Source organism: Salmonella sp. JXY0409-18 (genome assembly GCF_020268625.1).
GTDB lineage: Bacteria > Pseudomonadota > Gammaproteobacteria > Enterobacterales > Enterobacteriaceae > Salmonella > Salmonella enterica.
Map to the genome: position 1 here is coordinate 3,834,029 of NZ_CP084216.1, position 23,161 is coordinate 3,857,189.

The following is a 23,161-nucleotide window of genomic DNA, read 5'->3' on the forward strand; positions in this document are numbered from 1 at the left end:
TATCTACTCAATGTAGCGCCACAGTATAACCTCTCAAAAAGTACTTAAATTAATAATAAATAACATCGCTATGCAGTATTTCTGTATTCACAAGGCACTAATACGCAATATTTTTAAGATTAAGACAATTCTTAATACAAAATGATTACAGAAAATTAATCACGAATTACGCATAAAGAATGAGAGGTCAGGGGGCGCAAGAAAAGAGATTCGAAAGAGCGCGCCTTCGAATCTCAAACTAATAGTCCAGATTAATGCAAATAATCAGTGATATTATCTGAAATAGCGTGGAGCAGCATAATACTCTACCATTTTATCCGCCAGCCAGCCGCCGTCTTCACCGTTAGAATGGATTGTCGTAATACTGATAGTAGAACCACCGCCCCATAAGATCGAAAAGACGTTAAAGTCCGGTAGGTTCAGCGCCTGCATCTGGCCCCAGTCATACCCTTTATCTTTACGTAAAAAGTCGCCGACGGTCGGGACGCCGTAAGTCGCGCTATTTAAGGCCGTATTGAGTAGCTGCAAAGAGAGCGTGTCAGGATCGCTGCCAATGCGGGCGTCCCCCATAAAAAAGGTTCCGCCGGATGCAAAGTGCGCAGCGCTGATTTTACTGACGCCCTCTTCTACTGTAGGCATATGGCCGCCAGGGATTTGCCACAGCATGGCGGGCGTCAGCAGCGCTTTCGTCACCTGTTTGACCATCGCCAGGTAATTAAGCCAGCATGTCGCATTCCAGCCATAGTGGGCAAGCGCATCAGGACTGAAACAGTCACGCTCAAATTTATCAAACGCAATAAAGTCCGGCGCATATTCTCCGCTATAAACGCCCAGTTCATGAATAAATTCGGCGATCGCCTGCCCTTCAGCTACCGGATCAGCGGTATCGCGCAGCACCCAGTCCGCCGTTCCTGTCGCCCAGACATTCGTCTGCCAGCCAAAAGCCACGTCCGGGGCAAACTGACGAACAAGATAGTTCACCGCCTGAATATAGCCGTAGAGATCGTCGCTAAACGTCGGCAACGAAGGCGCGATAAAGCCAGCCATCGCCGGTAATGCTTGTATCGCCGTCGCCAGTTGGGCATTCACCGGCACACTGTTTTTTTGCCGTACTACGGTATAGCCATACGGTCCTTGCTGTAGCGCCCCGAGAAAATCCGGGTTAAGCACAAAGGTGGCCGGGACAGGATGCGTCTCATCTTTGTATGACTGCGCCGCCAGACACTGGGTAATAAAGTTACCAAAATGGTTACGTAGCTTTTGCGCATCCTGTAAATCCGCCAGGGCGCTACCGCCGCTGGCATTCGCGGTATAAATAACCATTACCGGCATGACGCTACGCCCGGCTTCTTTTTCTATCTGGCGCACCAGCGCAACGGTTTTATGGATCGGTAACGTCGCGTAATCCAGAAAACCATCCCCGTTCACGTCAACCTCCGCGGCCGGAACCGGATCGCCGCCGCCGTCAAAACCATCGTATTTAAACAACGCGCTAAACGGTATATCGCGATAAAGAGAAACCGTCTCTGGCGCGTTAACCGTCACGCCGCCATGAGCAAGGTAATCAGGCCAACCTTTTACCTGTAGCGTCACGCCGGGCAGAAACTCCAGCGCCACATGGTTGACCTTTTGCAACAACCGTAGCGGCCCGGCCTGTTCACAACGCCACGGCACGCTGTCGATGAAAATATCGTCCGTCTGAACATCATACAGCCCGGGCGCAAAGCGTAATGCCAACGTCTGCCGATCGCTACCGCTCTCCAGCATTAATGAGTATTGATATTTACCGCTGCTGAACAGATAACGCTGCGGCGCGACGCCATCAGGCAGGCCCAGTAGAGTGGCATCCACCGTCACGAAACTCGCCGTGTCGATCGCTGCCTGCTGGTAAGCGACAGCAACCTCGGCAACCTGCGCCGCAGCAGGGATAAAACCCGTAAGCTGTATGGGTGCCGATATAAAGCGGTTATTAATCATCGCAGGCTGCAGATTGACCGTATAATGATGCCCCGCCAGTAGCCGGGTGATTAACTGCGGTTGGTTGGCGATAAGCGTGACGGTACGCTCATCCGCTTGCGTAGCATCGGCGATCTCAACGGTCAATTTCGCATTACCAAGCGCAGGGGCGTCAATCATCAGACGCGCGCTGGCATAACGGACAATCGGCAGACAGGATACCTGGACCTGCGCGGCGGCATCGCCGGTTTGCAGCGTAACGGTAAAAGAGGACTCGACTGGCGCGATTTGCATCTCATCATTCGCCAGTACCGGTACGGTAAGCCGATACGTTCCTGCGCTAAGATCGCCTATTGTCAGCACCTCTCCCCACTCACCGACAAAGCGACGGGTTTCGCCGGCAGGAAACAGCAGCTCAATCGCCGGTTTAAGCGCCACGGTCTGCGTCATGGCAGGAAAATGAACGCAAATTTTTCCCTGACGGGCAGGGTCATGGGCCAACGTCGCGCTCAAATCGCTGATGGCAACTGGCGTCTGCGTGGCGGCCAGATAGCACTGTAATTCGGCGGTATCCCCCGCCGCCAGCATCAGCGCGCCGTCATGATTAATGGTGATGGTATTCTTCTCGATGGGCCATCCCCCATCGCTGGCCAGCGTCACGGCCTGATTCCCCAGCATTGTTCCCTGAAACGGACTGTAGGGGTCGGGGTGCGCGCTGGCCGTAAAATTCAGTTGAAGCTGATTGAGATCTACCGCCTGGGCGTAGAGGTTGGTCAGCGTAAAGGTGACGCGTTGATACCAACTCGCGGTATTCAACTCGCTAACGTTAAGCGTAAGGCCGCGTTCCTGAAGGTCGTTATCCTTTTCCGGCGCATCGGGTTCGGCGGGGTGTTCATCTGCGGCGGGTATCGCTGGCGTCTCCTCATCGGATAAGGTTTCAGACTCTGTGTCTTCGGATGACGATGACGCCAGCATCAAGGTGATGGTGGACATTTTTACCGGCACCTGTGTCGCCGCGAGGCTGAAAGAGAGCGTCCCGCGTTCGCCCGGCTGAAGAAGTAATGCATCGCTGTTATTAATGATGATGTTGTTAGTTTCCAGCGTGCCATACGAACTATCGTTCAACGTAAGCGGCAGGTTCCCTTTGAGCGTACCGCCGCTATTTCCCCATGGATCGATGTGCCCGGAGGCCGTGAACGATATTGCGGCATGGTTCATATCGACCGCATTACCGCTCTCATTAATAAAGGTTAAGGTGATTTTTTGATACCAGCTGTTGACGTCAAATGCGCTGGCATGGATGGAAATGGTCATGGTCTACTCTTCCTCTGTCCCTGGTGGAGAAAAGCCCCGGAAAACCGGGGCTTAAATCATGAAGCCCAATACAGCGTGCTTAATGCCGTGTATTAGTAAGCGCCAAGATCGGTCCATGCACCGCCGACACCGCAGTTCAGGTCAGGCTGGTTGCCCATAGACCACCATTTCACCTGATAGTTATGGCCTTTCCAGCTAACGATTTCGAAAGAACCCCAGTTTGCGCCATAAACGGTCAAAGCATCCCACTGCGCGTAAGGTGACGTTTTGTCATCTGCTGGCGTATCATCCTCAGCCGGCGTGGTATCTTCTTCCTCGTCCGGTACAGGAACGATAATCTCTTCTTCCTCTTCCGGTTCCGGTTGAACCTGAGATAGCGCAGGCACAGCCGTCAGAACAAAGCGCTGTTGAGAAGACGGTTCGTTGTAGCAGTCGCGTACAAACAGGGTGAACTGAAAGGCTGTTTTTTCGCTAACTTCCGGTACCACAACCTCAATGATTTCTGCCGTTTTGTCTGCCACAGCGATTTGAGAAGGCACGCCCCAGCTAAAGGACAATTCATCACTATCTTCATCAGAAGAACCTGCGCCAGACAGCTGTACCGTAGATCCGCCTACGACCAGCAGTTCAATCGCCGCTTTCGGCGCGTGGTTGACTTTCTGCGCGTCGTCGCTATCGCTCTGTTCTTCACCATTTTCTACATTGATACCTTCGAAGTAGAACGGTTCCATATCAATAACTTCAGATTCGATTTCATAACCCAGACCTTCACGCACGGCGTTAACCAGCACGCCGTTGTCCTGATCGATAGTCCAGGTAAACACGCCGCCCAGGCCCAGTTTCGCTGCATATTCGCCTTTTGCTTTGACAGTACGCGGCGTATCCAGGGATAAAAACAGTTTGGATTCCGGGCTATACAGGTAGTCAGCGTCAGCGACCTGGTCGGTGTAAACGTTGAAACCGTTACGACCTTTCTGGTTTTCCAGATCCAGGTAGCTATAAATGACGTCATACCATTCGCTGGTGCCGGATTCGAAAGAACCTGTAGTGTCACCTGTTCCCGGGTTATAAGAACCTTTCAGCGGCGACAGGGATTCAATTTCTGCCTGACGAGCGTTACGGGTATAGCCAGCATAACCGATGTTGATACGGTCAGCGGAGAAACCTTCCGCCAGCAGGTGATCAACGATGGTTTCGACAGCCCAGCCGCCCTCTTCCAGCGCTTTGCGGTTGGTATGGTGGCCAAGCGTTTCCGCCCACGGCGTACCGAAGAAATCATAGGTCATCAGGTTGATGCCATACAGGCCGGCAGCCAGCAGATCTTTTACGTTAGCGTGATCAAAAATCGTGGTCACTGCGGAAGCAGCGATAGAGATCTTCACATTGCTCAGACCAGCGGAATCCAGCTGTTTACGCAGTTCGGCAATCAGCAGCGCGTAGTTAGCGCCATCTTCCGGACCAAACGGGTTGCCCGCCCCTTCATCGTTCGGGTATTCCCAGTCAATATCCACTTCGCTGAACATCGGGAACTGTTTGAACAGTTTCACCACGCCTTTGGCGAAGATTTTACGAGAAGAGTCAGAAGCGGCGGTTTCGTGGAACCCGTTACTCATGCTCCAGCCGCCGATACTCATGGAGAGCGCCAGCGTGTGACCTGCGGCTTTCGCTTTTGCCTGCATATCACGCAGTGCGCCCAGCATACCTTTGGCGTTAGCCTGGGTCACGGTTTTCGGATCAACATCCCAGCCGCTGGTTTCAAAACCCAGGTTGATATAAGACTGGAAATCGCCCCACGGATCGAGGAAGGTCGGCTCATATTTCACTTTGCCGCACTGTGCTGCCGCTTCTGCTACGACATCGCGGTTTTCTTTATCAATTTTTCTGAAACCGGTGATGCCAACAAAGCCGAAAATCAGTTTGTCATAAGCCGTCGGTGAAACGTTGGTTAAATCATAACCACGGCCCGGTTGGGACATATTGCCTTGCAGACGGCTGTCATACTGTGACCAGTCGGTGTAATAACCGAATACCTTCGGTTTAGTCGTGGAATTTTTATATTTATTGTATACCGGTTTCGCAACACGAGCGGAAGTATAGCTTATTTTATCATCGCTTGTTGCAGGGTCAAAACCATTCGCTGCATGGGTAGTTTCAGTAATTGTATCGCCTTGAATCAGTTTGCTTGTAGCCATTTTCAAATTTCCTTTTACGTTTCAAAATTGTCGCAGCTCGTTCTGCGGGGTCCATAATCGTTACAGGCATAAAAAATAGCTAATCACAAAACATCATCTTTTTAGATGATATAAAAATCATAAAAATGAGGTTAACAACACCGTCTACCGAAGAGAAAACAACACCTCTCAGCGCCCGCTTAGTCCGTTCTGGTGAGAACATAGTAAATATCATTTATCATGTAATTAAATATCATTTAATTACAATGAAATAATGTGATTACACTCGCTATAGACAATGACAATACAATAAAACCAGTGACATTTATTGGATTAAGACATTTCTCATACAATATAGTCACCACAGACAACCAGGATGTACATTTCTAAAGGAAGACGTTATGAAAACTTATATCATTAATAGCAACTGCATTTACAATGAAGGTAAATATGAACTGAGGACGGTCTCAAATTCACAGGTTATTAAAATGACTGCGATGAGAGCCAAATGTCTCAGTTTCATCATCGAGAATGCTCATCTGGAGATTATCGAGCGACAAAAAATAACCACCGCGTTATGGGGAAGTCGAAGCCACTATGTTAATGATGCAAATCTAACGCAGATTCTCTATTTAATCAGACGTGACCTTAAAGCGCTTGGTATTAACGATCTTTTTATTACCATTCCAAGACAAGGCCTCAAAGTTAATAGTGATATCGCCATTATCGCGACGGATAGCGAAACAAAGGGAAGAAAAAAACAGATTGTACGGCAAACCATCGCTGCCCTGACGACCGTATTTTCAGTAACGTTAGGTTCTCTCATGTATCTGCATATTCACTAAGCGAAGGAAAGGGAAGATGAATCCAATTATAGATGGAATTATTGCGCTTGAAGGCGGTTACGTATTTAACCCTAAAGATAAAGGCGGCGCCACCCATTGGGGCATTACCGAAGCCACGGCGCGAGCGCATGGCTACGCTGGCGATATGCGGGATCTGACCCGCGCTGAAGCCTACGCGATTCTCGAAGAGGATTACTGGATAAAACCAGGCTTTGATGTCATCTCGACGCTATCGTGGCCAGTCTCCTTCGAGCTGTGCGATGCGGCAGTCAACATAGGCGCTTACCACCCCAGCGCGTGGCTGCAACGCTGGTTGAACGTCTTTAATCACGAAGGTAAACGCTACCCGGATATTCATGTGGATGGCAATATTGGCCCGCGGACGCTTGCCGCTCTCGAACATTATTTGGCCTGGCGAGGCCAGGAAGGGGAAGCCGTTTTGGTGAAAGCCCTCAATTGCAGTCAGGGCACGTACTACTTAAACGTTGCTGAAAAAAACCACAATAACGAACAATTTATTTATGGCTGGATCAAGAATAGAGTGACCTAGACCCGGCTGAAAAAAGACGCGTAAAAGGCTCACGGATGAGCCTGATACTGCGAATGATAATTAATCTGAATTATTTCCTTCGATAATTTTTTTAATCCGCCGCCCAAGAATTTTTAAGATCGGACTCGCGAAAACACCGCCTAAGCCTGCCGCCAACAGAACAATGTTGAAACTGCATTCTTTTTCGATTGCAATCGCGCTTAACAAGAAACTGGTGAAGCAGGAAATCACGATCTGCGTTAAGCAATATTTTATACTTTCATGAGAACTATTATATTCTGTCTTATCTTTGCGTAAAAGATAGCTGACAAAGCCTCCCCACGCGCCAATCGAAATAATAGTGAGTAAGATCTCTAGCTCCAATAGCACAACTTCTGTTGTCGACACATGGTTGGGAATAGACATTTTAACACTCCGAAATCATTATAAATGAATAATTAACACAAGGAGTGTAAGCGCCCTGTCAGAAGGGTAAAAATCAAAGCACATCATTTAAAACCATATTAAATCAAAGAGTAAAAATGAGGTGTATTAGCGACGGAAGGAGGAAAGCGTTTGTAACATACTTACCATCTCATTAATCGTCGATATATTTCTACTATTTTTATTCCAGGATGCATAGACCTGAACTGACTTCAAAGCCAGTTCGGGCGGAGGCTGAATAAATTTAATGTCATATTTACGATGATTTTTATAAAAAAGCGCTAATTTCAAAGGCATCAATGCAATCAATGAGGTTCGTTCGATCATGCTCATCAAACCGTTAAGCGAATCACTGCGATAGCCGACAATACGCCTGCCAGTATAGTAAAGCTCATCCTTAAATAACTCGCTATCATGATATATCACTGAAGCCCCCATCCCCGGCTGATATAACGCATGACGCGAAGAATAAAAATGATGTAGCGATAGCTGTGAGAGGGTACTCAGCATGTGTTTACTGCTACAGATACAAACAAATGATTTAAAACTATCAATAATTTGATTCTCTATGCCGGACTCCAGCAAAGGTTCGGCACCAATCAACAGATCGCCTTGCGCAGTAAACAGAAGTTCGCTGATACGCTCCCGATTCATATTTCTGACAGAGAAATGATTTATCAAAATACGGTCAAAAATATCGCTGTTATAGAGCTGAGAAAGATAATAGCTTTCAACAATATCACTGCCTAATAACGTTATCTGGAACGCTTCATCTTTTTTGCTATTACAGAGAAATGTGTCATCCACCAGTTTCATCACCTGACTGAAATTTTGGTGAATGTCGACAGCCTTAGCTGTGGGGATGAGCCCGCCTTTCCCTCTGCTAAACAGTTCTTCCGGGTAATAACTCTGCAGGCGCTTTAACGCCATAGAGACGGCAGCCGGTGTAATGCCTAGCTTTTTTGCCGCCATAGCCGCATTTCCTGACAAAATAACAGCGTCAAGAATTTTGATTAAATTATAATCAAAGCTCTTGTTGGCACCTTTCGATCCCATTCGCTGTCTGCCTCCGGAAACTAAAAAAAGCAATATAGATAATACTCAAGATAAATCAATTCACAGCATCTAAAAAAGCAATCGTTAATGTCATCACATCACGTTTTTTTAAAGAATAAGCGTATACAAAACTGCTGATTAACATCAATTTGTTTATCAGTAAAAACAAAATATCAACAAATGAGAGGATACGATGCGTTTAACAGAGGCCTGGGCGCGTACAGGCAGAAAAAAGCCCGGATAAACACCCGGGCTGAAGAAAAATACAACGGGAAAAAGATTAGCGAGTCAAATCGTCAAAGAATTTTTTCACGCCGTCAAAGAAGCTTTTTGAACGCGGGCTGTTTTTCTCTCCCGTCGGGCCGCCAAAACTTTCCTGAAGATCTTTTAGCAATTGCTTCTGTTTTTCGCTCAGACCGACCGGCGTTTCAACCACCACACGGCACAGCAAATCGCCCTGCGCGCCACCGCGTACGGACTTCACGCCTTTGCCGCGCATACGGAACAACTTGCCCGTTTGTGTTTCGCTCGGTACTTTCAGCATCACGCGACCATCTAACGTCGGCACTTCAATTTCACCGCCCAGCGCCGCCATCGCAAAGTTGATCGGCACTTCGCAATAAAGATTATTGCCTTCACGCTCGAAAATAGGGTGTTGTTTCACCTGGACCTGAACGTACAAGTCGCCTGCCGGTGCGCCATGCTCGCCCGCTTCGCCCTCGCCTGCCAGACGAATACGATCGCCGGTATCCACGCCCGCCGGGATTTTAACGGACAGAGTTTTACTCTTTTCAACACGCCCATGACCGTGACATTTATGGCACGGATCTTTGATCAGCGTACCGCGTCCCTGACAGTGTGGGCAGGTCTGCTGTACAGCAAAGAATCCCTGGCGCATCTGTACCTGACCAGAACCATGACAGGTCGGACAGGTTTGCGGTTGCGTGCCAGCTTTCGCGCCGCTGCCGTGGCAAACGTCGCACTCCTCCAGCGTCGGAATACGGATCTCTTTGGTCACGCCACGCACCGCTTCTTCCAGGGTGAGATCCATGTTATAACGCAAATCAGCCCCACGCGCCGCACGTTGGCGACCACGCCCGCCGCCAAAGATATCGCCAAAAACGTCACCAAAGATATCACTGAAATCAGCGCCGCCATTAAAGCCGCCGCCAAATCCGCCGCCCATACCGCCTTGTTCAAACGCGGCGTGACCATACTGATCGTAGGCTGCGCGTTTTTGCGCATCGGTCAGCACTTCATAGGCTTCTTTAATCTCTTTAAATTTAGCTTCGGCCTCTTTATCACCCTGATTGCGGTCCGGATGATATTTCATGGCCAGGCGCTTATACGCCTTTTTGATTTCACGCTCTTCCGCTGTTTTGGAAACGCCTAAAATCTCGTAGTAATCTCTTTTCGCCATCTCTTTTTATCTGCCCTTAACATGCATACACGGGCGGAGAGGAAACCTCTTCGCCCGTGCCAGTAATTACCCGTTCAAAGGGCGATTATTTTTTATCTTTTACTTCTTCAAACTCAGCGTCGACAACGTCGTCATCTTTCGCGTTGTTTGCAGAAGCGTCAGCGGAGCCAGCCTGCTGCTGCGCATGTTGCTGCTGAGCGATTTCCATCAGTTTCTGGGAAACCTGCGCCAGTTCCTGCATTTTCGCTTCGATAGCGGCTTTATCTTCGCCTTTCAGGGCAGTTTCCAGCGCGCTCAGGGCAGACTCGATAGCGGTTTTGTCATCAGCCGGCAGTTTATCGCCTGCTTCTTCAACCTGCTTACGGGTGCTGTGCAGCAGATGGTCGCCCTGGTTACGGGTCTGAACCAGCTCTTCGAACTTACGGTCGGATTCAGCGTTCGCTTCTGCATCGCGAACCATTTTCTGAATTTCTTCCTCGTTCAGACCAGAAGATGCCTTGATGGTGATCTTCTGCTCTTTACCGCTATTTTTGTCTTTCGCGGAAACGTGCAGGATACCGTCAGCATCGATATCGAAGGTAACTTCGATCTGCGGCATACCGCGCGGCGCCGGGTTGATACCATCCAGGTTGAACTGACCCAGAGATTTGTTATCAGACGCACGTTTACGCTCACCCTGCAGCACATGGATGGTTACCGCAGACTGGTTGTCTTCCGCAGTAGAGAACACCTGGCTGTGCTTGGTCGGGATGGTGGTGTTTTTGGTGATAAGCGGAGTCATCACGCCACCCATCGTTTCGATACCCAGAGACAGCGGGGTAACGTCCAGCAGCAGTACGTCTTTCACGTCGCCGGTCAGAACGCCGCCCTGAACCGCTGCGCCGATAGCCACAGCTTCGTCCGGGTTAACGTCTTTACGCGGCTCTTTACCAAAGAACTCAGCCACTTTTTTCTGCACCATTGGCATACGGGTCTGACCGCCGACGAGGATCACGTCGTTGATATCAGACACGGACAGGCCAGCGTCCTGCAGTGCGACTTTCAGCGGCTCGATAGAACGGTTCACCAGGTCTTCAACCAGGCTTTCCAGTTTCGCACGAGTCACTTTGATGTTCATGTGTTTCGGACCGGTGGCATCTGCGGTAATGTACGGCAGGTTCACGTCGGTCTGCTGCGCAGAAGACAGCTCGATTTTGGCTTTTTCTGCGGCTTCTTTCAGGCGCTGCATGGCCAGCGGATCGTTACGCAGGTCAATGCCCTGATCTTTCTTAAACTCGTCAACGAGGTAGTTGATCAAGCGGGTATCGAAGTCTTCACCACCCAGGTGGGTATCACCGTTGGTTGCCAGAACTTCAAAGGTTTTTTCGCCATCAACTTCGTCGATTTCGATAATAGAGATATCGAAAGTACCACCACCGAGGTCGTAAACCGCGATAGTACGGTTGCCGACTTCTTTATCCAGACCGTAAGCCAGCGCTGCGGCAGTCGGTTCGTTGATGATACGTTTAACTTCCAGCCCCGCGATACGACCAGCATCTTTGGTAGCCTGACGCTGCGCATCGTTAAAGTAAGCCGGTACGGTGATAACCGCTTCAGTTACCGGTTCGCCCAGATAATCTTCAGCCGTTTTCTTCATTTTCTTCAGCACTTCGGCAGAAATCTGCGGCGGCGCCATTTTCTGACCTTTCACATCAAGCCATGCGTCGCCGTTGTCAGCGCCGATGATTTTGTACGGCATGATAGAAACGTCACGTTGAACTTCTTCGTCCTGGAAGCGGCGGCCAATCAGGCGTTTAATCGCAAACAGGGTGTTTTGCGGGTTTGTCACTGCCTGACGTTTAGCCGGCTGACCAACCAGAGTTTCACCATCCTGGGTATAAGCAATGATAGAAGGCGTAGTGCGATCGCCCTCGGCGTTCTCCAGCACGCGTGCCTGCGTTCCATCCATAATCGCTACACAAGAGTTGGTAGTACCCAGGTCGATACCAATAATTTTACCCATCTAAACGTCTCCACTAAAAATTCGGTCATCATGTGGTTGTGAATCTGTAATAAGGGCGAAACGTGCGGTTTCAACTACCCTGAATCGTTTTTTTTCAGACTCACCACTGCGGTTGACTACAAGATGGGGTCGTAACCCACGTCATCAAGGGGGAGATGAAAAAATTTTTTAGTGACGAGAGGGCGCGATGAAAAACCAGACAGATAAATATTCATGAAATAAATTAAAAAATGAATACCATTCACGGGAAAATCGTAATAAAAAGAAAAGATTACAAAACTGAATCGTTGCCATGAGCAGAGTATGATAGACGGTAATTGCTTATTGAACCCGTCAAAGAGAAATTCCATGCGATCTGTGTTAACGATTTCCGCCGGCCTGCTTTTCGGCCTGGCGTTAAGTAGCGTCGCGCACGCGAACGACCATAAAATACTGGGTGTTATTGCCATGCCCAGAAATGAAACGAACGATCTCGCGCTGAAAATTCCCGTCTGCCGCATCGTGAAGCGCATTCAACTCACGGCGGATCACGGCGACATCGAACTTAGCGGCGCATCCGTCTATTTTAAAACTGCGCGTAGCGCCAGCCAAAACCTGAACGTCCCTTCCTCAATCAAAGAGGGCCAGACGACAGGCTGGATCAATATTAATAGCGATAACGACAACAAACGCTGCGTATCAAAGATTACCTTCTCAGGTCATACGGTAAATTCTTCCGATATGGCGAGACTTAAAGTCATTGGCGACGATTAATCGCTGTTATTTCTATTCCAAAAGCCAGACTGAAAATGAACGTCACCTATTTACACGACGAGGATTTAGACTTTCTTCAGCATTGTAGCGAAGAACAACTCGCCGATTTCGCCCGTTTGCTGACGCATAACGAAAAGGGCAAAGCTCGCTTGTCGAGCGTCCTTAGTCATAACGAGCTGTTCAAAGCGATGGAAGGTCACCCGGAGCAACACCGCCGTAACTGGCAGCTCATTGCCGGCGAGTTTCAGCATTACGGCGGCGACAGTATCGCCAACAAATTGCGCGGACACGGAAAACAGTACCGCGCGATTCTGCTGGATGTCGCAAAACGGCTAAAACTCAAAGCAGATAAAAGCATGTCGACGTTTGAAATAGAACAGCAACTACTGGAGCATTTTTTACGTCATACCTGGCAGAAGATGGACGCGGCGCATAAGCAGGAATTTCTGCAAGCCGTAGACGCCAAAGTTTCTGAACTGGAAGAACTGCTGCCGCTGCTCATGAAAGATCGCCGTCTGGCAAAAGGGGTCTCCCACCTGCTTTCCACCCAGCTTACCCGCATTTTGCGTACCCATGCCGCAATGAGCATCCTGGGTCACGGATTACTGCGCGGCGCAGGTCTTGGCGGCCCGGTCGGCGCGGCGTTAAACGGCGTCAAAGCGATGAGCGGCAGCGCGTATCGCGTGACTATTCCGGCGGTGTTGCAAATAGCCTGCCTGCGACGAATGATGGCAGCCGTTCAGGCGTGAATGCCCTCACAGGGGGAAATATTTTCTTTTCCCCCTTATTAGATCATAGACAGTCCTCTTCCCCCTGATTATTATGCCGCGCCCCGAATACGGAACTCGTTATTCTGGGAAACTATTTCACCATTCAATTATGATGATTTTGAGGAATTATGGGCAACACTAAGTTGGCTAATCCGGCACCGCTGGGCCTGATGGGCTTCGGCATGACCACCATTCTGCTTAACCTGCACAATGCCGGTTTTTTCGCCCTGGACGGTATTATTCTGGCGATGGGGATTTTCTACGGTGGTATCGCGCAAATTTTTGCCGGTCTGCTGGAGTACAAAAAAGGCAATACCTTTGGTTTAACGGCCTTTACCTCTTACGGTTCGTTCTGGCTGACGCTGGTCGCTATCCTGCTGATGCCGAAAATGGGCCTGACGGATGCGCCTGACGCTCAGCTACTCGGCGCTTATTTAGGTCTGTGGGGCGTGTTCACGCTGTTTATGTTCTTTGGTACGCTGAAAGCCGCCCGCGCGCTGCAATTTGTTTTCCTGAGCCTGACCGTACTGTTCGCTCTGCTGGCGGTCGGCAATATCACCGGTAACGAAGCCATTATCCATATCGCAGGCTGGGTTGGTCTGGTTTGCGGTGCCAGCGCTATTTATCTGGCGATGGGTGAAGTGCTAAACGAGCAATTTGGCCGCACTATTCTGCCAATCGGCGAAGCGCACTAAATCTCTTTTATTCCTCCCGCACCGGGAGGAATAACCCTACTATCAGTATCTTCCGGTCAGGATGACATATTCTCACGTCTGGCGCTCTTCGGACGGAAAGCGGCAACCACTTCCGGCGCGGTTTCGACATACGGCCCGTCAAGCAGCTGTATGCAATACGGCACGCTCGCAAAAATGCCCGGCACGCTAACGCTGCCATCGTCCGCTTTTACGCCTTCCAGCGTTTCTTTGATCGATTTTGGCTGTCCAGGCAGATTAAGAATTAACGCCTGTTTACGGATAACGCCCACCTGGCGGGATAGAATGGCTGTCGGCACAAAGCGCAGGCTGATCTGGCGCATCTGCTCGCCAAAACCTGGCATTTCACGGTCAGCGATGGCAAGGGTCGCGTCCGGCGTGACGTCGCGACGTGCCGGACCGGTACCGCCAGTGGTCAGCACCAGATGACAGCTCATCTCATCGACCAGTTCACACAACGTTTGCTCGATAATTTCCTGTTCATCAGGAATTAAGCGCCGTTGGACCTCGAAAGGCGTGGTCAGTGCAGAAGCGAGCCACTCCTCAAGCGCAGGAATGCCTTTATCCTGGTAAACGCCGCTTGAAGCGCGGTCGGAGATAGAAACTAAGCCAATACGTAAGGTATCCATAATTATTCCGTTAAAACAGTCTCGTTAAACAGAATGATACACTGCGAAGGGAAGGACAGACAGGTTTCAGAAGAGGTAGCGTGACCCATATCAGGGCCACGCGTTAATGATTACAGCAGATCGCCGATCATTTTTTCCAGTTTTTCCTGGTCTACCGCAAACTTACGGATACCATCCGCCAGTTTGTCAACCGCCATCGGATCCTGGTGATGCTGCCACAGGAACTCGGCTTCGGTAATGCGTTCCGGACGCGCTTTGACTTCACCGGAGAAAGAGAGCTTACGCTCAATCGCCCCTTCGCTTTCCGCCAGTTCTTTCAGCAATGCCGGCGCGATAGTCAGACGGTCGCAGCCCGCCAGCTCCAGAATTTCGCCTACGTTACGGAAGCTTGCGCCCATAACGACGGTTTCGTAACCATGCTGTTTGTAGTACTCGTAAATTTCCGTTACGGAAACCACGCCCGGATCTTCAGCTGGCGCATAGTCTTTCTTGTCGGTATTGGCTTTATACCAGTCAAGAATACGACCTACGAACGGCGAGATCAGGTAGACGCCCGCTTCGGCGCACGCACGCGCCTGCGCGAAGGAGAACAGCAGCGTCAGGTTACAGTTGATGCCTTCTTTTTCCAGCTGTTCGGCTGCGCGAATGCCCTGCCAGGTGGACGCCAGCTTGATCAGGATACGATCGTTGCTGATACCCGCATCATTGTAGAGTTTAATGATACGTTTTGCTTTGGCGATAGACGCTTCAGTGTCATAAGACAGACGCGCGTCAACTTCGGTAGAAATACGCCCCGGCACCAGCTTCAGGATTTCCAGGCCAATATTCACCGCCAGCTTATCGGTCGCGTCAACAACCTGCTGCGCGCGGTTGCTGCTCTGCTGTTTCGCCCAGGCGACAGCATCGTCAATCAGCTTACGATATTCCGGGATTTGCGCTGCGTTAAGAATGAGAGAAGGGTTAGTTGTAGCATCCTGCGGCTGGTACAGCTTCATTGCCGCGATATCTCCGGTATCAGCCACTACGGTGGTGAACTGACGAAGGGAGGTCAATTTGTCCGTCATGATAGAGTTTCTCTTTAAACAGCTTGTTAGGGGATGTAACCGGTCTACCCTGATGATAACACGACGCACTCACAGCGCAACCGCCTACATGCACCTGGCTGCCCTTGTGCACTGTTTGCGTATCTGCCGACGGTTGATGCGCAATTAAAGGATACCGCCGTATTTATGGTAAACTGCCGTTAATATTAGTCTGACAAGGTCATCTACATCATGGGTCACGCTTATACAGGATTATCAAAGCGTGCCGGCATCAACAAGAGGGACGTTAATGCCTGAGTTTTTCAGTTTTATTAACGAAATACTCTGGGGCTCGGTAATGATTTACCTGCTGCTCGGCGCAGGATGTTGGTTTACCTGGCGTACCGGATTCATTCAGTTTCGTTATATTCGCCAATTTGGCCGCAGTCTGAAAGGCAGCCTTAGCCCGCAGCCAAGCGGCCTGACGTCATTTCAGGCGCTGTGTACCAGCCTCGCGGCGCGGATTGGCAGCGGTAATCTGGCCGGCGTGGCGCTGGCTATCGCCGCAGGCGGTCCCGGCGCGGTATTCTGGATGTGGGTCTCGGCCATCATTGGCATGGCGACCTCCTTCGCCGAGTGTTCGCTTGCCCAGCTTTATAAAGAACGTGACCCGACAGGCCAGTTCCGCGGCGGCCCGGCGTGGTATATGGCGCGCGGGCTGGGAATGCGCTGGATGGGCGTGGTTTTCGCCCTCTTTCTGCTCGTCGCCTACGGGTTGATTTTTAATAGCGTGCAGGCGAATGCCGTCTCACGCGCGCTCCATTTCGCCTTCAACATTCCGCCGCTTATCTCCGGCATTGCTCTGGCGTTCTGTGCCCTGTTAATTATCATTCGCGGCATAAAAGGCGTCGCCCGCCTGATGCAATGGCTGATTCCCCTCATCGCGTTATTGTGGGTCGCCGGCAGCGTATTCATTTGCCTCTGGCATATTGAGCAAATGCCTGGCGTTATCGCCTCGATAGTCAAAAGCGCATTTGGCTGGCAGGAAGCCGCGGCAGGCGCAGCCGGATATACGCTCACTCAGGCTATTACCAGCGGTTTTCAGCGTGGGATGTTCTCTAATGAAGCGGGAATGGGGTCAACGCCTAATGCGGCCGCAGCGGCAACGTCGTATCCCCCTCACCCTGTCGCGCAGGGGATTGTGCAAATGATTGGCGTATTCAGCGACACCATTATCATCTGTACCGCCAGCGCGATGATTATCCTGCTGGCGGGGAATCACGCGTCCCACTCGTCAACAGAAGGCATTCAGCTTCTCCAACATGCAATGGTTTCGTTGACCGGTGAATGGGGCGCCAGTTTTGTCGCGCTTATCGTCATTCTGTTCGCGTTCAGTTCTATCGTCGCCAACTATATTTACGCTGAAAACAATCTGTTTTTTCTGCGGTTACATAACGCAAAGGCCATCTGGCTATTACGCCTTGCGACGCTTGGCATGGTTATCGCCGGTACGCTTATCAGTTTTCCGCTGATATGGCAGCTCGCTGACATGATCATGGCCTGTATGGCCATTACCAATCTGACGGCGATTTTGTTGCTCTCACCGGTGGTGTATACCCTCGCCAGCGATTATCTGCGACAACGGAAACTGGGCGTAAGACCGCAGTTCGATCCGCGGCGCTTCCCGGATATCGAACCACAACTGGCGCCAGATACCTGGGATGCGGCATCGCGCGATTAAGCCGACAATCGCAACCATCGGTCAACTCTGCGGCGTTTTTTTGCTAAAGTCGCAGAAAATTCCCTGCAAGGACTGGATATGCTGATTCTGATTTCACCTGCAAAAACGCTTGATTATCAAAGCCCGCTGGCCACGACCCGCTATACCCAGCCGGAGCTGTTGGATCACAGCCAGCAGCTTATTCAACAGGCCCGCCAGCTTTCGGCGCCGCAAATTTCCAGGCTGATGGGAATTAGCGACAAACTGGCGGATCTCAACGCCACGCGTTTTCATGACTGGCAGCCTCATTTTACGCCGGATAATGCACGCCAGGCGATTCTGGCGTTCAAAGGCGATGTTTATACCGGCCTACAGGCGGAAACGTTCAACGACGCGGATTTTGATTTTGCTCAACAACATCTGCGTATGCTCTCTGGCTTGTATGGCGTATTGCGCCCGCTGGATTTAATGCAGCCTTATCGTCTGGAGATGGGGATTCGCCTGGAGAATCCGCGCGGCAAAGATCTTTATCAATTCTGGGGCGATATCATTACCGATAAGCTCAACGAAGCGCTTGAGGCGCAGGGCGATCGGGTGGTGGTGAATCTGGCCTCCGAGGAATATTTTAAATCGGTGAAGCCGAAGAAACTGAATGCCGAACTGATTAAGCCCGTGTTCCTTGATGAGAAAAACGGCAAGTTTAAGGTGGTAAGCTTCTACGCCAAAAAAGCGCGCGGACTGATGAGCCGTTTTATTATTGAAAACCGCTTAACGAAGCCGGAACAGCTTACCGCGTTTGACCGTGAAGGGTATTTCTTTGATGAAGAAACCTCCACAAAAGACGAGCTGGTCTTTAAACGCTACGAGCAGTAACGGCATCGCCGGATGGCGGTTACGCCTTATCCGGCCTACAAATCGACACCACCCCATAGGCCCGGTAAGCGACAGCGCCACCGGGCGCAATGGTTACTGGCGGGTCATCATCAGCTTACGCAGGGCGGCAAAATCCGCAGGCAGATGATGTGAAAGCAGCGGCAGATCGGCGCGTTCGGCGAGCGCTTCAGGCAATGCCAGCGTTTCTCCCAGAATGGACTCCACGCTTTCTTTAAACTTCGCCGGATGCGCCGTTCCGAGAAACAAGCCATACTCGCCAGGGTTTAACTGGTCGCGTAATGCCCGATACGCCACCGCCGCATGAGGTTCCGAGATATAACCTTTCGCTTTCAGCTCGCGCATCGTCTGCTGTGTCGTAGTGTCATCCACCGCCGCATAGCCCAGCTCAGTCAGGCGCCAGATTTTACGGCGGAATAGCTCCTCCACACGCGGCCAGTTATTCGGCTGGCTGACATCCATCGCATTCGAGAGGGTCGCCTGCGTCGCTTTCGGCGCCCACTTCCCGTCATGCAGAAAACGCGGCACCGTGTCGTTGACGTTGGTGGCGGCGATAAAACGTTTCACCGGTAGGCCTAACGACTTCGCCAGCAGTCCTGCCGTCAAATCGCCAAAGTTGCCGCTGGGTACGGAGATTACCAGTTGGTTACGCGCCCCCTGCGGCAGTTGCGCCACGGCTTCAAAGTAGTAGCAAATTTGCGCCAACAGGCGGCTGATATTAATTGAATTAGCCGAATTCAGCCCCAGCGCCGTTTTCAGTTCTTCGTCATCAAATGCCTGTTTCACCAGCGCCTGGCAAGCGTCGAAATCGCCGTCGATCGCCACGGTTTCAATGTTGCCGCCCAGCGTACAGAACAGTTTTTCCTGCAACGGACTGATTTTACCGCGCGGGTAGAGAATAACGACCCGCACATTTTCCAGGCCATAGAACGCGTGAGCCACCGCCGCGCCGGTATCGCCTGACGTTGCGGTCAGAATCGTCACCGGTTTGTCGCCGCTGATATGCGTCAGCATTTGCGCCATAAAACGCCCGCCGAAGTCTTTAAAGGCCAGCGTCGGACCATGGAATAGCTCCAGGCAACCGACATCGCTTTCTACCTGCGCTACCGGCGCCGGGAACGCAAACGCCGCGCGGACGCGCTCTTCCAGAATTTGCTGCGGTATTTCATCGCCAATAAATGCCGAGAGGATCTTTGCGCTACGGCTGACAAAGTCCTGGTTGAGCATCTCATCAATTTCCGTCAGGCTAAACTCCGGCAGATCGTGCGGAAAAAAAAGTCCCTGCTGTTTGCCCAGTCCTTGCGTGACGGCCTGCGCAAAGCTGACCTGCTCATTATGGTCTTTCAGATTATAGAGTTTCATTGATTATCCCACTACTCGTGCGCCCGCCGTATCCAGCCGGCAAATATGAACGAAGCCTTCCTGATTTTGCAGATAATGTTTGCTCAGCCAGTCCGCGACGCGCTGCGCCGTCTCCGGTTTATCGCATAGCGCAAACAGCGTCGGCCCCGACCCGGAAATCCCGCTCGCCAGCGCGCCGATCTCCGATACCGCCTGCCGCGCCTGGCTAAAGCCCGGCAGTAAACGCGCGCGGTATGGTTCGGCAATAACATCTTTCATCAGCGCGGCGGCAAGCTGCGGCTGCCGCGAGTAACAGGCGTGAATAAAACCGGCCAGATGCCGTCCATGCGCAATGCAATCCTGACGGCGATACTGCGCAGGCAAAATGGCCCGTGCTTCTGCGGTGGAAACTTTAATGCCCGGATAAGCCAGTACCCATAGCCACTCATCAAAGCCCGGCACCTGCTGACTAATAATGCCGTTTTCTTCAATCATCAGCTGCATACCGCCAAGAAAGCACGGCGCGACGTTATCGTAATGGATGCTGCCGGAGATACGGCCTTCCAGCTCGCCCATCAGCGCCAACAGACGCGTGTCGTTTAACGGTTTGCCGCAGTGCTCATTCATCGCGACCAGCGCAGCAACGACGGAACAGGCGCTGGACCCTAACCCGGAACCAATCGGCATATTTTTTTCCAGCGTCATCGCCACCGGGATGGTTTTCCCCAATGCCTGGCAAAAACGTTCCCAGCACTGATAAACAATATTTTCACGCGGCTCCGGCGGCAGTTTATCGGCAAATCGCCCCAGGTTATGCAGACGGAAATGGTCCGCTGCTTCAACGGATACCACATCGCCCAGCAACGTGCCGTCAACGGGTGTGACGGCCGCGCCCAACACGTCGAAACCGACGCTCATGTTCGCGCTGGAAGCCGGGGCATACACTTTCACCATGTTAAACTCCTAACTTCCATGAGAGGGTCCGTAACAGATCGGCAAACACGCCCGCCGCCGTCACATCATTGCCTGCGCCGTAGCCGCGCAGCACCAACGGCAAGGGCTGATAATAGTGGCTGTAGAACGCCAGTGCGTTTTCACCGTTTTTCACTTTGAAGAGCGGATCGTTACCATCAACTTCGGCAATCTTCACGCGGCACACGCCATCCTCTTCGATATTGCCCACATAGCGCAATACCTTACCTTCATCACGAGCTTTTGCCACACGGGCGGCAAACGCATCGTCAAGCTGCGGCAGATGCGCCATAAAGGTGGTCACATCGCCGGAGGCGTCAAACTCGTCCGGCAACACCGGTTCAATCACGATATCGGAAAGCTCCAGCTCGCGGCCCGTCTCGCGGGCGAGGATCAACAGTTTACGCGCCACATCCATACCGGAAAGATCGTCGCGTGGATCGGGTTCGGTATAGCCCATTTCGCGCGCCAGAGCGGTCGCCTGTGAGAGACTCATCCCCTCTTCCAGTTTACCGAAAATAAAAGAGAGCGACCCGGAAAGAATGCCGGAAAATTTTTGCAGTTCATCACCCGCATTCAGCAGATTTTGCAGGTTTTCGATCACCGGCAAACCGGCACCGACGTTGGTGTCATACAAGAATTTGCGCCGTGATTGCGCGGCGGCGAAACGTAGCTGATGGTAGTAGTCCATCGACGAGGTGTTCGCTTTCTTGTTTGGCGTCACCACATGGAATCCTTCACGCAGGAAGTCGGCATACTGGTCGGCCACCGCCTGACTGGAGGTACAATCAACAATCACCGGATTGAGTAGATGATATTCTTTCACCAGGCGAATTAAGCGTCCCAGATTGAACGGCGCGTTCGCTTGCGCCAGTCCCGCCTGCCAGTTGTCCAGATTCAGGCCATGCACATTGGTTAGCAACGCCTTTGAGTTTGCCACGCCGCACACGCGTAGATCGATGTGCTTGTTCTTCAGCCAGGTTTGCTGACGTTTAAGCTGTTCCAGTAGCGCGCCGCCGACGCCGCCGACGCCAATGACAAACACTTCAATCACCTGATCGGTATTGAACAGCATCTGGTGCGTTACCCGCACGCCGGTGGTGGCATCGTCGTTATTCACCACCACAGAAATGGAACGCTCAGAAGATCCCTGAGCGATCGCCACGATATTGATATTAGCCCGCGCCAGCGCGGCGAAGAATTTCGCTGAAATGCCGCGTAGCGTGCGCATACCGTCGCCGACAACAGAGATAATCGCCAACCGCTCAGTAACCGCCAGCGGCTCCAGCAGCCCCTCTTTCAGCTCCAGATAGAACTCATCCTGCATCGCACGTCGGGCACGCGCGCAGTCACTCTGCGGCACACAGAAGCTGATGCTGTACTCAGAGGAGGACTGGGTAATGAGCACCACCGAGATCCCGGCGCGAGACATGGCGGCGAAAACACGCGCCGCCATCCCAATCATCCCTTTCATTCCCGGGCCGGAGACGCTAAACATCGCCATGTTGTTAAGGTTAGAGATCCCTTTAACCGGCAGATTATCATCGTCGCTGGATGCGCCGATCAGCGTTCCTGGCGCCTGCGGATTGCCGGTATTTTTAATCAGACAGGGGATCTGGAACTGGGCGATAGGCGTTATGGTGCGAGGGTGAAGGACTTTGGCGCCGAAGTAAGAGAGTTCCATCGCTTCCTGGTAGGACATCGATTTCAGCAGCCTGGCGTCCGGCACCTGGCGCGGGTCACAGGTATACACGCCATCGACGTCAGTCCAGATTTCACAGCAGTCAGCGCGTAAACAGGCGGCCAGCACGGCGGCGGAATAGTCGGAACCATTACGGCCCAGCACCACCAGTTCACCCTTTTCATTACCGGCGGTAAAGCCCGCCATCAGGATCATGTGATCAGCTGGGATCTGGCTGGCGGCGATACGGCGAGTCGATTCCGCGATATCGACGGTAGATTCAAGGTAATGGCCCACCGCCAGCAATTTTTCTACCGGATCGATCACCGTGACGCGATGTCCACGCGCCTCCAGGAGTCCCGCCATAATCGCGATCGACATTTTTTCGCCACGGCAAATCAGCGCGGCGTTGATGCTATCCGGGCACTGACCCAGCAGGCTGATACCATGCAAAACATGTTTGATCTGAGCGAATTCTTGTTCGACAACCATTTTCAACCGTGCAAGCGGGAATCCCGGCTGTGCGCTGGCAAGTCCTGCGAGCAGATCGGAAAAAATACGTTCGGCATCGCTGATATTCGGCAAAGCATCCTGGCCGCCGATAGTTTTTTCAATCATTGCCACCAGATGGTTGGTAATTTTCGCGGGGGCGGAAAGTACGGTCGCTACCTGCCCTTGCCTGGCATTGCTTTCCAGAATATCGGCAACACGCAGAAAACGTTCTGCATTTGCCACTGATGTACCGCCGAACTTCAACACTCGCATGGTTGTTACCTCGTGATCTCTGGTCGAAAAAAAAGCCCGCACTGTTCAGGTGCGGGCTTTTTTCTGTGTTTCCTGTACGCGTCAGCCCGCACCGTTACCTGTGGTAATGGTGATGGTGGTAATGGTGGTGGTGCTGATGCGGTTCATGGATGTTGTGTACTCTGTCA

At 51.6% G+C, this 23,161-nt stretch carries 19 protein-coding genes and 1 other annotated feature; of the genes, 7 read left to right on the forward strand and 12 right to left on the reverse strand.

The genetic code is table 11. The annotated features are described in order from the left end of the window. Positions 1-273: 273 nt before the first annotated feature. Positions 274-3,270 carry a hypothetical protein gene (locus LDB27_RS18655; RefSeq protein ID WP_000155788.1) on the reverse strand — a complete coding sequence of 999 codons (2,997 nt, stop codon included), beginning with the start codon at positions 3,268-3,270 and terminating at the stop codon, positions 274-276. 92 nt (positions 3,271-3,362) lie between these two features. After that, positions 3,363-5,462 carry a glycosyl hydrolase family 18 protein gene (locus LDB27_RS18660; RefSeq protein ID WP_000235811.1) on the reverse strand — a complete coding sequence of 700 codons (2,100 nt, stop codon included), beginning with the start codon at positions 5,460-5,462 and terminating at the stop codon, positions 3,363-3,365. A gap of 380 nt (positions 5,463-5,842) precedes the next feature. Here LDB27_RS18660 and LDB27_RS18665 point away from each other — a divergent pair, with 380 nt between their 5' ends. Then, positions 5,843-6,286, forward strand: coding sequence for a winged helix-turn-helix domain-containing protein (locus LDB27_RS18665; protein WP_000860681.1), 444 nt, complete (start codon positions 5,843-5,845; stop codon positions 6,284-6,286). 16 nt (positions 6,287-6,302) lie between these two features. Further along, a complete protein-coding gene (locus tag LDB27_RS18670) occupies positions 6,303-6,836 on the forward strand; it encodes a glycoside hydrolase family 108 protein (protein ID WP_001068134.1) in 534 nt (177 codons plus the stop codon). A 60-nt stretch (positions 6,837-6,896) separates the two neighbouring features. On the opposite strand, the gene LDB27_RS18675 is transcribed toward LDB27_RS18670, so the two are convergent. The 4 genes from LDB27_RS18675 to dnaK all read right to left on the reverse strand — a co-directional run bounded on the left by LDB27_RS18675 (position 6,897) and on the right by dnaK (position 11,737). Beyond that, positions 6,897-7,241 carry a phage holin family protein gene (locus tag LDB27_RS18675; protein ID WP_000026889.1) on the reverse strand — a complete coding sequence of 115 codons (345 nt, stop codon included), beginning with the start codon at positions 7,239-7,241 and terminating at the stop codon, positions 6,897-6,899. Between the two features lie 126 nt (positions 7,242-7,367). After that, entirely contained in the window at positions 7,368-8,315 is a 948-nt protein-coding gene (locus LDB27_RS18680) for a LysR family transcriptional regulator (protein ID WP_000534916.1), read from the reverse strand. A gap of 280 nt (positions 8,316-8,595) precedes the next feature. Then, positions 8,596-9,735: a molecular chaperone DnaJ gene (gene dnaJ, locus LDB27_RS18685; protein WP_001119009.1), complete on the reverse strand. Its 1,140-nt coding sequence runs from the start codon at positions 9,733-9,735 to the stop codon at positions 8,596-8,598. 85 nt (positions 9,736-9,820) lie between these two features. Beyond that, positions 9,821-11,737 (reverse strand): molecular chaperone DnaK, encoded by a 1,917-nt coding sequence (gene dnaK, locus LDB27_RS18690; RefSeq protein WP_000516126.1) that lies wholly within the window; start codon positions 11,735-11,737, stop codon positions 9,821-9,823. A gap of 348 nt (positions 11,738-12,085) precedes the next feature. Between dnaK and LDB27_RS18695 the strand changes: the two genes are divergently transcribed. The 3 genes from LDB27_RS18695 to satP all read left to right on the forward strand — a co-directional run bounded on the left by LDB27_RS18695 (position 12,086) and on the right by satP (position 13,955). Then, entirely contained in the window at positions 12,086-12,490 is a 405-nt protein-coding gene (locus tag LDB27_RS18695; RefSeq protein WP_001258082.1) for a DUF2541 family protein, read from the forward strand. Positions 12,491-12,525: 35 nt separating this feature from the next. Then, complete coding sequence (gene msyB, locus LDB27_RS18700) at positions 12,526-13,239, forward strand: acidic protein MsyB (protein ID WP_001103472.1); 714 nt, start codon at positions 12,526-12,528, stop codon at positions 13,237-13,239. Between the two features lie 149 nt (positions 13,240-13,388). Next, a complete protein-coding gene (gene satP, locus LDB27_RS18705) occupies positions 13,389-13,955 on the forward strand; it encodes an acetate uptake transporter (RefSeq protein WP_000528525.1) in 567 nt (188 codons plus the stop codon). Positions 13,956-14,011: 56 nt separating this feature from the next. Here the strand turns inward: satP and mog are convergent, their stop codons facing one another. Together mog and tal are read right to left on the reverse strand one after the other, a co-directional pair. After that, positions 14,012-14,602 carry a molybdopterin adenylyltransferase gene (gene mog / locus LDB27_RS18710; protein ID WP_000380373.1) on the reverse strand — a complete coding sequence of 197 codons (591 nt, stop codon included), beginning with the start codon at positions 14,600-14,602 and terminating at the stop codon, positions 14,012-14,014. Positions 14,603-14,712: 110 nt separating this feature from the next. Continuing rightward, the gene (gene tal / locus LDB27_RS18715; RefSeq protein ID WP_000130179.1) at positions 14,713-15,666 is read right to left on the reverse strand and encodes a transaldolase; all 954 of its coding nucleotides are present in this window, start codon (positions 15,664-15,666) and stop codon (positions 14,713-14,715) included. A 268-nt stretch (positions 15,667-15,934) separates the two neighbouring features. Between tal and LDB27_RS18720 the strand changes: the two genes are divergently transcribed. After that, positions 15,935-17,365: an alanine/glycine:cation symporter family protein gene (locus LDB27_RS18720; RefSeq protein WP_001113804.1), complete on the forward strand. Its 1,431-nt coding sequence runs from the start codon at positions 15,935-15,937 to the stop codon at positions 17,363-17,365. A gap of 78 nt (positions 17,366-17,443) precedes the next feature. Then, the gene (gene yaaA / locus LDB27_RS18725; RefSeq protein WP_000906174.1) at positions 17,444-18,217 is read left to right on the forward strand and encodes a peroxide stress protein YaaA; all 774 of its coding nucleotides are present in this window, start codon (positions 17,444-17,446) and stop codon (positions 18,215-18,217) included. A 93-nt stretch (positions 18,218-18,310) separates the two neighbouring features. Here yaaA and thrC read toward each other — a convergent pair whose 3' ends face one another. The 4 genes from thrC to thrL all read right to left on the reverse strand — a co-directional run bounded on the left by thrC (position 18,311) and on the right by thrL (position 23,141). After that, entirely contained in the window at positions 18,311-19,597 is a 1,287-nt protein-coding gene (thrC, locus tag LDB27_RS18730) for a threonine synthase (RefSeq protein ID WP_000781105.1), read from the reverse strand. Between the two features lie 3 nt (positions 19,598-19,600). Then, positions 19,601-20,530 carry a homoserine kinase gene (thrB, locus tag LDB27_RS18735; RefSeq protein ID WP_000241685.1) on the reverse strand — a complete coding sequence of 310 codons (930 nt, stop codon included), beginning with the start codon at positions 20,528-20,530 and terminating at the stop codon, positions 19,601-19,603. Between the two features lies 1 nt (position 20,531). Then, positions 20,532-22,994: a bifunctional aspartate kinase/homoserine dehydrogenase I gene (gene thrA / locus LDB27_RS18740; RefSeq protein WP_023231146.1), complete on the reverse strand. Its 2,463-nt coding sequence runs from the start codon at positions 22,992-22,994 to the stop codon at positions 20,532-20,534. 25 nt (positions 22,995-23,019) lie between these two features. After that, positions 23,020-23,140, reverse strand: a sequence feature (Thr leader region). Then, positions 23,076-23,141 (reverse strand): thr operon leader peptide, encoded by a 66-nt coding sequence (thrL, locus tag LDB27_RS18745; protein WP_001575544.1) that lies wholly within the window; start codon positions 23,139-23,141, stop codon positions 23,076-23,078. Its footprint overlaps the feature before it by 65 nt. Between the last annotated feature and the right edge of the window lie 20 nt (positions 23,142-23,161).